Consider the following 14,618-nt stretch of genomic DNA (forward strand, 5'->3'; position numbering starts at 1 on the left):
TTTTCACTCGGCCCTCAAACTCTGATACAGATCAATCATAATTAAATCCATCAGCTTTTCTTTGAAATCTTTGTCATTAAGCACTTTACCATAGAACTCAGTATTTTCATTATAAGATTCAACAACTGTGTCTTCAAATTTCTTTTGTACTGGTATCTTAAAGTCCTCAAAACTATTTGCTTGAGCCCATTTCTTCAAATTATTATTCTTCTCCAACTTATTTTTCATCTGATCAATAGCAACTTTAGCTGAATCTGAAAAATTGGTCTGGAATTTTTCGTTTAAACGCTCAATAATTACACTCAAATGCTCTTTTTCTTCCTCTTGATAGCTGCCACTACCCAGAGCTGGCCCAGTGAGTTCTTTTTCCCCAATTAAGCCGATACTCTGCTGACCTTTATTCTCCAGCTGATAATATTCCAAGACAACTTTATCCGAAATATCTACATTGTTTGGAGTTTCAACATCAATTCTTTTCAGCAGAAATTTTAAATAAATATTCAGTTTATGCAGCTCAATATCTTTAATTGGATGGACCTGCAGCACTAAATTATAGAGGTTGATAAAACGCTTCATTTGAGATCTAAATTCTAATTTATCCTCTTTAGATAAATTCTCAATTCTGGCTGTACTATGTGAGAGAGCATTATCTCCAGCTGCTATTATTTCTTCTGTAGAATCATTCTCATAATAACAGTGAGCAAAAGCATCAATATCAGCTTTATCAATCAACATGGAATCCATTATCTCATCATAAAGAGTATACATCTGATTAGGATCTATATTATCTGAATCTAGCTTTGTTAGGTCATAATATGGTTCAAAAGCATTTTTAATATCATCAGCTTCATTAACAAAATCAAGAACAAAGGTATCTTCTTTAATCCCTTTGTAGGTTCTGTTTAAACGAGATAAAGTCTGGACAGCATTAACTCCCTGCAGCCTCTTATCAACGAACATTGTGTGCAGTTTTGGCTGGTCAAAACCAGTCTGATATTTATTGGCAACTAAAAGGATCTGGTATTCATCTTTATCAAATTCTTTGGCTGTTTCTGATTCAGGGATACCGTTATTCAGCTTAGGTTCAGTGTATTCAAAGCCATCATCTTTAACTGTGCCTGAAAAAGCGACTAGACTTTTTAAATTCTTGTAGCCTTTGTCTCTAATGTATTTATCAAAAGCATTTTTATATCTCACTGCATGTAGGCGAGAAGAGGTAACTAACATTGCTTTAGCTTCTCCCCCAATTTTATGCATTGTCTTATCCCGGAAATGCTCAATCATAATTTCTGTTTTCTGTGATATATTATGAGGGTGCAGGCTCACAAATCTGGCAATCTCCTTTGAAGTTCTGGATTTTTCGAATTCAGGATCAGCTTCAATTTTTTTATTAACCTGATAATATGTTTTATATGTCATATAATTTTCTAAAACATCTAAAATAAAACCTTCTTCAATAGCCTGCCGCATTGAATAAAGGTGAAAAGCCTCTTTTTTACCTGCCTGATTAGTAGAACCAAAAAGCTCTAAAGTGGCTGGTTTAGGAGTAGCGGTAAAGCCAAAGAAGCTCAAGGAATCAAGACTCTGGACCCGCTTTAACTCTTTATTAATCTTATCCTCAACATCATCAGAATTCATTTCTGCCTGTCTATCTAATTCAGCTGCTTCTTCTAGAGATAGTGATTCTTTTAAAGCTAAAATATTTTTGCCACTAGTAGAAGAATGGGCCTCATCAATTATAATGGCAAAGTTTTTAACTTTAGTATCTGAAACCTTATCTAAGATAAAGGGAAACTTCTGGATTGTACTGATAATAATCTTGGTGCCAGCATTTAATTCAGCAGCTAATTGATGTGAATCTTTTTTAATCGGAGCGACTACTCCCAGTTTATGATCTATCTGATAAATCGTTTCCTGCAGCTGCTGGTCTAGGGAAACTCTATCTGTCACAACTATGACACTGCTAAAAATGGGGTTATTTTCTCTATCATGTAAACTGGATAATCGATGGGCCAGCCAGGTGATGGAATAGGTTTTACCTGAGCCTGCACTATGTTGAATTAAATATTTAGAGCCCGCTTTTTTTTCTTTGACATCCCCCAAAATTTTAGAGACTACATCTAATTGGTGATAGCGAGGAAAAATTATTTTCTCATCTTGTTTAAGATTACCCTGTTGATCAATATCTTCTTCTTGATCAATGAAAACAAATTTCTGCAGAATCTCTAAAAGCTGATCTTTTTTGAAAATATCCTCCCAGAGATAATGAGTTTTTATTTTGCCTGCAACTGTAGGATTCCCTGCTCTTTTGGCTTTACCCTTGCCTTGACCTTTGTTAAAAGGTAAAAAGAAGGTATCTTTTCCCTTAAGCTCAGTTGTCATATAGACTTCAGCTTTATCAACAGCAAAATTTACTATTGAGCGCTGTTTAAATCTAAATATTTTTTCATTGGGAGACCTCTCAGTTTTATATTGTTTAATAGCATCTTTGTAGCCCTGACTTGTATCCTGATTTTTGAGCTCCATTGTGATAATCGGGAGACCATTTAGAAAAAGAACTATATCAAGTCGTTTATTATCCTGATAATTTAGTTCATCAATTACAGAAAAAATGTTCTGTTGATATAATTTATTTAGCTTTGCATTAAAATCTGTCGGGGGCTTAAAATAGGCTAAATCTAATTTTTTACCATAATCTTTAATTCCATGCTTAATTACATCAATCATACTTCTTCTGGCTAATTCTGCATTTAATCTTTTAACTATTTTTTGCTTATATTCAGGTCCATAAATATTTTTTAATTCCTGCATGGTTTTTTCCTGTGTTGTTTCCAGAAATTCAAATAAGATTTCTGTATCTAGAGCATGATATTTATCATAGTTTTGATTACTGCTTTCAAGATAAGCATTTTCACTAATTAGATGCTTTTTAATTAAGTTCTGAAATTCTTTCTCTGTCAATTGGGCTGGTGTGCCTGTGCTCAGCAATTTATTCTCCCCCTTTTAATTCGTAATCTCGCAAGTCTATTTTACCTGTAACAGCCTCAAAGATTAGTGATTTTTTGTATTCTTTATATTTTTGGATTGAAGTTTTGGTTTTTTGGATTAGGTTGTCTATTAGTTCGGTTTTTTTATCAAGATAATTTATTATTTTATTTTGTGAATGTTTATCTATCTTTGGTAAATACAAATTATCCAACTGTTCTTGTGAAATCATCGGGACTGCTGTTGATGATACAATTAAATTAAAAAATTCAGAAACAGAATTAGAAATTAAATAATAATAAAAATATTTAGCTTTTATTTCAAGATTATTAACAAGAATTAAACTAGGATTTATTGTAGCTTCACCAATGTTCTTATCAATTATTGCTACTTTTCCAATACTACCTCTTTGGACAACAACTAAATTATTATATTCTATCATAATTTCTGGCGATTCATAATATTTATCCCAACTAATATAAGTTGGGTCACTTAAATCTAACTGATTTCTATCATTAATATGCTTACCACCTAAAGTTAAAGCTCCTTGTCCTTTATCAACTAAATCATCTTTTGTATATCCTCTATAACCTATTCTTCCATGAATGTCTGCTATATATTTAACTTTACTAATATCATAAAAGTGAGGAACATCTCTTATCCATTCAATTCCACTATCTTTCATTTCTACTTCATCAACTAAATCTCCATCCTCATTAAGATATTTATCTCCTAATTTACCTTTAGTTACAGCATCAGTTATAACTGATTTTTTATATTTTTCGAGTTGGTCTATAAGCTTTTCTTTTTTGTTCGTTATCTCATCTATTTCAGCAGTTTTTTGGTCGAGGAATGATGCTATTTTTTGTTGTTCCTCAATACTAGGCTTTAAAACTAGAATATCATTTATATCTTTCATTCCTAGATTTTTCTGAGTATTTGAATTAGATAATAAATCAGTTTGAATTTGAAAATATGAGCTTTTCATTGAGTATTCTAAATAAGAAGATTCTATTTTATAGTTAGGTTTTATTAACGCTAGAGGAGACCATATAGAAAATGGAAAATCCACATTAATTTTAGCAACCTTTCCAACAGAAGCAGCCTTGCCTAATAAAATATCTTCTTTCTCAGGATTGCTTTTATTTCTGTAAATCTTGTGATCTTTAACTGAAATTTGTCTGCAATTTTCAAAAACCAACTTGCCATTTTGAATACTATCTACTGATAAAAATGGGACACCATTATCATATACATAATCAGGTGTTTCATGTGGTCCATCTGATACTGGTTCTTTCACAAGATATTTTATTTTACTAATTATCCAATTTTTAGGTATATCAGCAATCCACTCAATTCCACTATCCTGATACTCCTCATATCTCTTATATTCTCTCATCATAACCACTAACCTAAAACTTTCTGCATAATCTCATTAATCTCTGCTTCCAGCTTTTCTATATCTTCTTTAATCTTATGAGAAGGTTCTAGCTCTTCAAACTCATAAAAGTATCTGGTAAAAGGAATCTCATAACCAACTCTAGTATAAGAATAATCAACCCAAGCTTCTGGCACATGTGGTTTTACTTCTTCTTCAAAATAAGTTTGAATATTATCTTTTTCTTTTTCCACAAAATCAGAATAATCCTGTTTATATCCTTCTACCTTGTGACTAAAAAGAATTCTCTCATAATCACGAAGATCTGTATCTGATTCTATTTTGCCTCGCTTTTTGCAATAATCAGCAGTTTCATCTCTTTTAGCAAGACCATTTCTGACAGCTTTCATTAAGGAGCGCTTTAAATCCAAATCTCCTAAAATTTCTTTCAGCACTTCTTTAAATTCTTTTCTGTTTTTCCAGACTTTATCCTGCTCAATATTTGCTCTCAATCTATTTAAAATTTTATCCTGCAGTTTTTTACCTGCTTCCAGTTTTTCTAATTTATTTTTATCCTTAGACTTAAACTCAGGAGCTTCTGATAGTTTCTTCAGCTTCTTATATTTCTCTTCATCAAATAACTTGGAGAAGGTATTTTCAGCATAAATATTTTCAATTCTATCTTCAGTAATCTTAAAATTTAATTTAAGTGGTCTTTCAATTCGAACTTTAAGATAACCAAATTCTTCTTTATCAAATATTTGGGAGTATTCATTATCCTGGAAGGCACCATAGATTTCAGTTATTCTATTAATCTGTGGCTTAGTAATTTTATTTCTCTTTTTACCTAAACTTTTACGCATTGGTTCGGAAAAACTTGTAGCATCAACCAGCTGAATCTTATCTTTTCTGATTGGCCCTTTGGCTAAATCATCATTTTTCCTATTAGATAAAACCCAGATATAGGTAGCAATCCCAGTGTTATAGAATAATTCTTCTGGCAGGGCAATAATACCCTCTAATAAATCATTTTCTATTATCCAGCGTCTAATTTCACTTTCACCACTGTTAGCATCACCAGTAAATAGAGGAGAACCATTAAAGATTATAGCCATTCTACTTCCTTTTTTATCTGTTTTCATTTTAGAAAGCATATGCTGCAAAAAAAGAAGTGAACCATCAGAAGTTCTGGGGGTTCCTGCTCCAAATCTGCCATCAAAACCTTGATTTTTGTGCTCTTTTTTTACTTCCTTGCTATCTTTGCTCCAGCTGACACCAAAGGGAGGATTCATTAGACCATATCTAACTCTTAAACCTTTGTGTAAATCATTAGTTAAAGAATTTCCTAAAGCAATATTATCAGCGTTTTCTCCTTCATCTTTAATCAACATATCAGCCTTGCAAATTGCATAGGACTGATCATTAATTTCCTGACCATATAAGGCGACCTCAGCCTCTTTATTCATCTTGTGAATATAGTTCTCAGCTACTGAAAGCATGCCACCAGTACCACAGGCAAAATCTCCGATAGTAGAAATATTAGCTGGATTTGTCACTACATCTTCTTCACCACTAAAAATAATATTGACCATTAACTCGATTACCTCGCGGGGTGTATAGTGGTCACCAGCCTCAGCATTTTCGGAAAATCTTCTGATTAATTCTTCAAATATATAACCCATTTCCTGATTGGAAACTTTTTCTGGATGTAAATCTAATTTATTAAATTCTTTAACTACCAAAAAAAGTAGATTATTTGAGTTAAGTTTAGTTATCTCTTTATCAAAATCAAAATTCTCCATAATTTCTCTAATATTAGCACTAAAACCTCTAATATAGGCTCTTAAATTCTCAGCGATATTATCTGGATCATCAAGCAGTTTTTCAAAGTCATACTTACTTTTATTATGAAATTTGAGACCTGCAGCTGCATTTAGAAGTTCAGGGATCTCTACTTGCTTTGCTTTCTCTAAAACTTTGTCTTTAGTTGGTTCTAAAATGCAATCAAAGCGTCTCAAAACAGAAAGAGGTAATATTATATCTCCATATTTTTCGGGCTTATATGGCCCTCTCAAAAGGTTGGCGATGTTCCAAATAAAATTTACTTTTTCTCCAAAATTGTTCATTATATCAATTTCCTCCTATGTAATTTCTACTAAGTACATACTTCTTTAAATATCTGCTTTTTCCTTTATTTACAAATCAACAAAATTTTCTAAATAGCAATAGTTTTTAATGAGGAAGCTAACCCTCCTTTATATATCAAAATAATTTTAAATAAAACCTCTTTCTTGCATACTTACATAATTATCTTTGGAACCCACTATAATATGATCAATTACTTTAATCCCAATTATCTTCCCTGCCTTAACTAAGATTTTAGTAATTTTAATATCATCACTACTTGGTTCTGGAACAAAACTAGGATGATTATGGCCTACTAAAATAGCAGAAGCATTCTGCAAAATTGCCCTTTTAAAAACTTCTCTTGGCGAAACTAAACTAGATGATAAGGTCCCAATTGAAACTTCAAAAACTCCTGTTATTTGGGCTTTAGAATCAAGGGTGATTATTGCAAATACCTCTTCAGCTCTTTTATCTAAATCTAAAACTTCAATGAAAACATCTTTGACATTCTCTAAGTTTCTAATTTTTCTTTTTAAGTCGTATCTACCACCTTTTTCTTTAACAACTCTTAATGAATATTTTTGGATGTTAATCATTTTGTCAATCTCCTTTTTAGTTTAAATATTCTGTATTTTTAAAATAAAAATATAGATAATAATGCTAGATAAATCTAATTTATAGGACTAATTTCTAATATCGGCTGATATATTTCGGAGAGTAACTTCCAATTCTACTTTATAGATTTGATATTAAGTCTGCAACAAAAACTTAATTATTTAGACTCTCCAGCCATTTAATAGATTAAAATTAACCAGAAACTAAAATTAATTTTTTCTTTTAAGTTTTCAAAGCTGATATTGATCTTGTTAATCTAACTAAAGCTAAACCGATTTTAAAAGTAGAAATTGCAAAAAAAGGAAAATTATTATACAGAAGTAAAAAAAAGTCCACCGCTAATCAAAGCAGTGAACCTCTTAAATCTTATTTTTTTCGCTTAAATATACAGGAATTACCAGCTTCAGCTCTGCACTGGCCGCAGGAAATACATTTTGCCTTAGTTTTATCGCCATTTTTCCATCTATTTATTAAATCAGGCTCTCTTAAAAATGGTCTGGCTAAAGAAAAATATTCAATTTCTGTCTCTTCTAAGAGCTTTTCCAGCAGCTGGGGTGAGCGATTACCACCAACTAAAATGATTGGGACTTCAACTTCGGCTGCTATTTCTGCTGCATATTTTCGGAAATAGGATTCTTCCTTTAAGTAAGCAAGGCCTCTTTTCCTAACACTAATGTCTTCTTTTTGGGCTCCCACAACTCCACTAATCTCTATTGCATCTATTCCTAACTCATCTAAACGCTTACAAATATATTTGCAGTCTGCAAAAGTAAAGCCATCATCTTTAAAGTCAGAACTATTAAGCTTAATCATTACTGGAAAATCTTCTCCGACTTTTTCTCTCACAGCAGCTAATGTTTCAAAAATAATTCTACCTCTATTTTCAATGTTGCCTCCATATTCATCAGTTCTCTGATTATAATGGGGACTCAAAAACTGACTGTAAAGATAGCCGTGAGCAGCATGAAACTGAACTCCATCAAATCCAGATTTTTTGACTCTTAAAGCAGCCTCAGCAAAACTATTGATTAGTGACTTTATTTCTGCCTTAGTCGCCTTTTTGGGACTAACTCCATAAGTGGCATGTGGTACAGCCGAAGGACCTAAAATAGTTCTATTCTCAACTTTAAAGTTTGTTTGAGAACCTCCATAAGCCAACTGCATAATTATATTTGTCTCAAATTGATGTATTTGATCAGTAAATTCCTGATATTCTTCTATAAAAGAATCATCATAAATCCCCATCATCCCTGGATTTGGTTGTTCATCTTCAGTAACAAAGGCATAGCCTGTAATTATTGTGCCGACTCCACCTTGGGCCAGGTCTTGATAAACTTTAACTAATTTCTCTGTCAAATGACCTTTCTCATCTGCCATTGCTTCCCAAGTCGCTGACCTAAAAAATCTATTTTTTAAATTCATATTCTTTAATTTTGTCTCTTCAAATAATTTGCTCATAATTCCTCCCACCAAATACTTCTTTTAATCTCAGCTATTTGAGATTTATAAGGCTTTTTGATAAATATTTAAGACATCTTCTTTGCTTAAAGGTTTAAAGTTACCTAGTTCGCCTCTTCTAGTAGCTTGTTCTGCCATTTTTTCTAATTTTTCTGCTTCAATCCCAACTTCACTTAACTTAGTAGGGATTCCAAGTGAGCTAAAGTATTCTCTTGTTTTTTCAATCGCAGTTTGAGCAATTTTATATTTATCTTTATCAGCATCAATTCCCCAAACATTAACCCCGTATTCAACAAATTTATCTAGAGTATTATCATTTAAGGCATATTCCATCCAATAAGGTGTTAAAATTGCAAGTCCTATACCATGAGTAATATCATAAAAAGCACTAAGTTCATGTTCCATAGCGTGGACACTCCACTCAGTTTCTTTGCCAGAACTTAAAAGACCATTGATAGCCAGACTAGCTGTCCACATTAAATTAGCTCTAGCCTCATAATTTTCAGGTTCTGCAAGAGCTTTTGTGCCATAATTGATAGCTGTTTTTAAGAGGGACTCTGCCATTCTATTTTGGACATAGGCTCCTTTTGTCTTGCTAAAATATACTTCGAAAATATGACTCATTATATCTGCTGTACCAGCAGCTGTTTGTTTTTCAGGAACTGTAAATGTATAAGTTGGATCTAAGATAGAAAATTTAGGTGCCATACTTGGATGACCAGTTCCTAATTTTTCTTGGGTTTCTAAATTAGTAATTACTGCACCTGCATTCATTTCTGAACCTGTAGCAGCTAGAGTTAAAACAGTTGCAATTGGTAGAGAATCCTCTATTTTTCTGGAATCAGTAACTATTTCCCAGGGATCTCCACTATGATAAAAACCTGCACCAATAACTTTGGCACAATCAATTGTACTTCCTCCCCCAACTGCAAGGATAAGATCTATTTCCTGCTTTTTACAAATTTTTATTCCTTCTTTTACACTAGCAATTCTAGGATTAGGCTTAACTCCCCCTAATTCCCAGGAACTTATATTATTTTCAGCAAAAATATCTATTATAGTATCATAAATACCATTTCTCTTTATACTGCCTCCACCGTAAACAAGCAAAACCTTAGAACCATATTCTTTTATATTTTCTGCTAACAAATCAATTTTATGCTTACCGAAAAGTATTTTTGTTGGAACTGAATAATTAAAATTTAGCATGCTTTAGTTCACTCTCCCTAATTTATAGTTAATTAATTTATTTTTGTCTAATTTATTTTCTATAATTAATTATCTTATATAATTTATGACATCCATCTTTCTTTTAGAAGGCCCTGTTGGAATTTTTTCTCCTTTATAACCTAAAGCTACTGCATAAAATGGTTTATAATCCTTAGGTAAATCTAATTTTTTAATATTTTCTTCCTTTTGAAAAAAGAATCTAGTCAGACCAATCCAAACTCCACCTAAATCAATACTTTCAGCAGTTATTAACATATTCTCTATAGCAGCAGCACAATCAACTAAAGCTGACTCAATATCTTTTTTACCTGAAGCTATGATGACAGTTGGTGCATTATAGAAGATGTGAGGAATATTTTCTCCCATCTGAACTAATTTGGGATTATCACTTTTAAGCATCATTTTTTTAGATTCAGCACTCATCAAATCAATCAGTTCTTTATCTTGGACAACTGTAAAGTGCCAAGGCTGTAAATTATTCGCACTCGGAGCCTGAATCCCTGCCTCTAAAATTGTTTTTAATTCTTCTTCTTTTATTTGTTCTTCTTTATAATTTCTAATACTTCTTCTGTTCTTAATTGTCTTAATTACTTCATTTTCCATCTTAATCAACCCTTTCTTATATTATTAGTAGTTTTAATTAAAAATTTTAGTTAGTTGTACATACAAATATAAATTAAAAAGAAGATTATTTAACTTCTTTTTCAATCTGATTACTTATTTTATTTATATTTTCCACTATTTCTGCCTCTTTTGAGCCAATAATTTTTTCATATCTTTGATGCAAATTTTCCCAAGCTTGATCAATTTCTGCCTGCTTTTGCTTTCCCTTTTCTGTTAAATAGATTAAGGAGTTCTTTCCTTTTTTAACTCTTTTAAGCAAAGCTTGATTTTCTAATTTATCGATAAATCTAGTTATAGTAGAAGATGACATATGCAGTATTTCGCCGATTTCTTTTTGGACTATACCTTCTTTTTTATTAACAATACTGAGCAAAAAGGCATATGTTGGCGAAAGACCAGTTATTTTAAATTCTTGGTCTGCCATTTTCCCGATCATTCTGGAAAGCTTATTTGAAGTAAAATATAAACAGTTATTTAATTCAGCTTTTATTTCTGACATCTACTTTTCCTTTCTTTTTGTCATTTGATTAATTTATTTAAAGTCACTTGTATATACAAATGATAAAGCATATTTTAGCTTTTGTCAATCTTTTTTAAAAAATTAAAATTAATCTACAAATCTAACCAATAAACTAAATTTAATAAATAATTGATTATCTTTTCTTATAATCTTCCCATATTTGTGTCTAGAACTACTGGGAGAATCTAAAATTGTATTTTGGAAAAGATAGCTTTTAAACTCATTATAATTATATAAATGATAGCAAAGTACTTCTCCATTTTCTTTGACAACTAAATAGCCACCTGTGGCATCATATTGGCCATCCCAAATAGATGCTGGAGTCATTCCTAAAGCTGAATCTACTAAAAATCTTTTTATTTTATATTGATAAAATTTATGTTTTTCTGAGCTAAAAGCACATGGGTTTTCAGCAGCTAATTCAGCTGTTAACTCATTTACTTTATTTAATTTTGTTTTATAATATTTTAAAACAAGTCCAGCCATAATCTCGGGCATTTTGCTGTCGATGACTTGTAAATTGGATTTGAAATTTTCATCACACATTTTATAATAATTAATCTCACAATATTTTTCGATTTCCTCAATTTTATTTCTAAAGAGTCTCATTTTATTGATCCGTTCAATTTCAGCAGCTGGAATTTGATTTGAACTTAATTTATATAAAAAATTTGTTCTGTCTTGATTAGAATTAAATAACTTAGGCGGAATTATAATATAATCATAAATCATTGATTATCAAAACCTTTCTAATTATTTTTGACTTGAATCCTAAGATTTATAAAGATCAGTTTCAATAAATTTAAAAAACTTAAGCTAGTTTGAGATTAAGTTGAACTTTTAAATTAAATACAATATACTTAAAAGTACAATTAATCATTAGCATTTCACAATGCTCAGGAGGAGTTTAAATGACTAAAAAAGTTAATTCTAGAAAAAAACAAGCTGAATTTACCAAAAACAAAATTTTCGAAACTGCTACTGATCTAATAGAAAAAAAAGGCTATAATCAAGTTACAATTAGAGAAATCTGTAAAAAAGCTGGAGTAGCTAAAGGAACCTTTTACCATTATTTTTCAGCAAAAGAAGATCTAATTATTGAAACTTATAAAAGAATTGATCAATATTATGATGAAATTATAGAAAAGGGATTTAGCTGTGATAATACAATTCAACAAATAATTGAAATTGTAGCTCATAAAGCAGTCTATGTTCAAAAGTGTAAAATTGATAAAGTAAAGGAAGTATATAAAGCTCAAATGGAAGTCGGAAATAATTTTTTCACTTCAAAAGACAGATCAAGTTATAAGATTTTATATAATATTATCCAAAAAGCTCAAGCAAATAATGAATTTATAAAAACTAAAACCGCTGCTGAAATAACAACTTTTATCTGGATAATTGTCAGAGGTATTATTTATGATTGGTGTGTGAATAATGGTTCTTATGACTTAGAAACTTTTCTTAAAAAATATATAAAAGATATTCTACAAACATTTCTGAAATAAGCTAAAGACCTTATTTCCCTAATATAAGATCTTTAGCTTAATTAAATTATTTTTAAGAAATAAGTCTTGTTAAAGTATTGCTTGCCATTATCATAGTTACAATTGCTGCATTTATTATTCCTGCTAAATAAGGATTTTTAGTTGCTCTGTAAATCTTTCTCGAAATAATAGCAGCAGCTGGTAAAATTACGACTATTGGAAAAAGCCAAATTCCAACAATATTTGACACACTAGTAAAGTAAACTTCCCCAGTTTCAAAGAAGGTTAAATACTGAATTAAAACAAGAACTAGAGGTCCTAAGCCATTAAAAAATGCTAATAAAGCAGTATTCAGCCATTCTTTTTTAAGCCACTTTTTTTCGCCCAATTCAACAAAGTTAAAAGAATTAATAGAAATCGAATTAGGTATATAGAACAAGAGGAATAAGGGTAAATATTTTAAAGCTATTAGAATTTTGTCTGCACCAAAAGCTTTAACTGCCAGCACCCAAATTCTAAAATCACTTTTAAAGAAATAATCAGCAATAAAAACCAGACTAAATGAAGCAACTATTACAGTAAAGGCTAAAGCAATTGTTTTAAGTGAATTTTTGGGGCTAAGAATAATGCCTTTGTCTTTCAGATCAAAGCCTTTTTCTTTAGCATAAAAATTATAAAAAATGATCATAATTATTGTAATAGCTATTCCCATAAAAGTACTCCAAACTCCAATGTAATACGTTGGAATTTGATTAAAGAAACTAGGCCTATTGACTTGAGTCCAATTATAAAGCTTTATATAACTTATAGCAGCAATAACTGCTGTTAATAATGAACCTCCCCAAAACCATAATTTACCTTTAAACTCAGTTAGCTGATTAATACTGGCTTTTTCAGATGCTTTAAGCGAACTAAAAATTTTAGTTTCGAGCATAAGCTTAGTGAAGCTAACAATAAATATTCCGAATCCAATTAAACCAAGAAAATTAAAAAATACTTTTTTTTGCCAAATCTGATTTGAAGCCTCTATTTTTTTAGGAGCAGCTAAAGATTTTTCAAAATAATTTAAGGTGTTTTTGACAACTGCTGCTGAAAAATGGTTCCAAGGATGAATTTGATTTGGAGTGTAAATAACTCTAATTGCTTTTTCTCCTTCAATTTCTTTCTCATAAAAATTAGCATTTTCTCTTTTAGTCCAAGTTTGAATTTGATTTGAGCCAAAATTCAAGAAAGACTGAGCATATTCAGTTTCTATATAATTTCTAGGTACAGTATGCCCTCCATTTTCTTTTTTACTTCTAAAGAAAAATTCATCATATTTTGCAGCAATAATTCCTACATCTCTGCTTCCATAATTATTTGTATATTCGGGATCTTCTTTTCTTAAAGCCCAATATACTGGCTCATTTTCAGCTGTAGTATACATTGCATCATTTGCAATTAAAAGAACTGATTTTATCAAACGCTCTGCTTTTGGCTTTTTATTATCTGCTTTAACTGACCAGTTTGCTGCTCTAGCACCATTTGAATGACCTGTTACTGCAATTTTATTTTTATCAACATAAGGGAAAGTTGCCATTAATTCTACAGCATCATACATTCCAGTTCCTCGCTTTGGCCAATCTTTGGGACTTATTATTTCCGAATTACCATGGCCATACATATCAATAGCCATTACAACATAACCTCTGCGAGATAATTCAACATAATTTAAATCCTGCATTTCTCGATTGTTATACCAGCCATGACTTGTAACAATTGCTGGTGCTTTATTAGTTTCTTGAGCATTTTTAGGTACAAAAAGTAGAGCACTCATTAATTTACCCGAAGGGGTTTCCCACCTCAGATCTTTTATTTTAATATCTCCACCTGCAGTTTGAATTTTAGAAACTCCTATCATACTAATTAAACATAAAATCAAAGCAATAGCTAAAAAATAATAATTTTTCTTCTCACTTGTCATTTTTTAAATTCTCCTCTCTTAAAATATTCACCGGACACGGTCAGTATATCATTATAATAAATTTATTACAAGTCTGAAAAATTAGTTTATTTGCTATAAAAATGATTAAATCTCTTTAATTAATTTTCATTAATAATCATTTTGAGCTAAATTTTTAGGGGATTAGGCAAAGAAAAATCCACCTAAATGTAATTAAGGTGGAAAGCAAAATTATTCTTATAATTAAAATAT

The 14,618-nt window shown here is 30.9% G+C and carries 11 protein-coding genes; 1 reads left to right on the plus strand and 10 read right to left on the minus strand.

Translation table 11 applies throughout. The features are described from left to right. Positions 1 to 3: 3 nt before the first annotated feature. The 9 genes from HPRAE_RS10450 to HPRAE_RS10490 form a co-directional block, all read right to left on the minus strand. Entirely contained in the window at positions 4 to 2,988 is a 2,985-nt protein-coding gene (locus HPRAE_RS10450) for a type I restriction endonuclease subunit R (protein ID WP_014554175.1), read from the minus strand. 1 nt (position 2,989) lies between these two features. After that, a complete protein-coding gene (locus HPRAE_RS10455) occupies positions 2,990 to 4,384 on the minus strand; it encodes a restriction endonuclease subunit S (RefSeq protein ID WP_041607051.1) in 1,395 nt (464 codons plus the stop codon). Positions 4,385 to 4,392: 8 nt separating this feature from the next. After that, on the minus strand, positions 4,393 to 6,489 hold the full coding sequence (locus HPRAE_RS10460) for a type I restriction-modification system subunit M (protein WP_014554177.1): 2,097 nt from the start codon (positions 6,487 to 6,489) through the stop codon (positions 4,393 to 4,395). Positions 6,490 to 6,636: 147 nt separating this feature from the next. Further along, on the minus strand, positions 6,637 to 7,086 hold the full coding sequence (locus tag HPRAE_RS10465; protein WP_014554178.1) for a JAB domain-containing protein: 450 nt from the start codon (positions 7,084 to 7,086) through the stop codon (positions 6,637 to 6,639). Between the two features lie 385 nt (positions 7,087 to 7,471). Beyond that, entirely contained in the window at positions 7,472 to 8,563 is a 1,092-nt protein-coding gene (locus HPRAE_RS10470; protein WP_014554179.1) for an NADH:flavin oxidoreductase, read from the minus strand. Between the two features lie 45 nt (positions 8,564 to 8,608). Then, entirely contained in the window at positions 8,609 to 9,772 is a 1,164-nt protein-coding gene (locus tag HPRAE_RS10475; protein WP_014554180.1) for an iron-containing alcohol dehydrogenase, read from the minus strand. Positions 9,773 to 9,841: 69 nt separating this feature from the next. Further along, positions 9,842 to 10,396 (minus strand): nitroreductase family protein, encoded by a 555-nt coding sequence (locus HPRAE_RS10480; RefSeq protein ID WP_014554181.1) that lies wholly within the window; start codon positions 10,394 to 10,396, stop codon positions 9,842 to 9,844. Positions 10,397 to 10,481: 85 nt separating this feature from the next. Then, positions 10,482 to 10,916 carry a MarR family winged helix-turn-helix transcriptional regulator gene (locus HPRAE_RS10485; RefSeq protein ID WP_014554182.1) on the minus strand — a complete coding sequence of 145 codons (435 nt, stop codon included), beginning with the start codon at positions 10,914 to 10,916 and terminating at the stop codon, positions 10,482 to 10,484. Between the two features lie 108 nt (positions 10,917 to 11,024). Then, positions 11,025 to 11,669 carry an HpaII family restriction endonuclease gene (locus HPRAE_RS10490; RefSeq protein WP_050756008.1) on the minus strand — a complete coding sequence of 215 codons (645 nt, stop codon included), beginning with the start codon at positions 11,667 to 11,669 and terminating at the stop codon, positions 11,025 to 11,027. Between the two features lie 179 nt (positions 11,670 to 11,848). On the opposite strand from HPRAE_RS10490, the gene HPRAE_RS10495 reads away from it, so the two are divergent. Beyond that, positions 11,849 to 12,445, plus strand: coding sequence for a TetR/AcrR family transcriptional regulator (locus HPRAE_RS10495; RefSeq protein WP_014554183.1), 597 nt, complete (start codon positions 11,849 to 11,851; stop codon positions 12,443 to 12,445). 52 nt (positions 12,446 to 12,497) lie between these two features. Here the strand turns inward: HPRAE_RS10495 and HPRAE_RS10500 are convergent, their stop codons facing one another. Then, complete coding sequence (locus HPRAE_RS10500) at positions 12,498 to 14,387, minus strand: alpha/beta hydrolase family protein (protein WP_014554184.1); 1,890 nt, start codon at positions 14,385 to 14,387, stop codon at positions 12,498 to 12,500. Positions 14,388 to 14,618 lie beyond the last annotated feature (231 nt).

The sequence above is a fragment of the Halanaerobium praevalens DSM 2228 genome, from assembly GCF_000165465.1.
GTDB lineage: Bacteria > Bacillota > Halanaerobiia > Halanaerobiales > Halanaerobiaceae > Halanaerobium > Halanaerobium praevalens.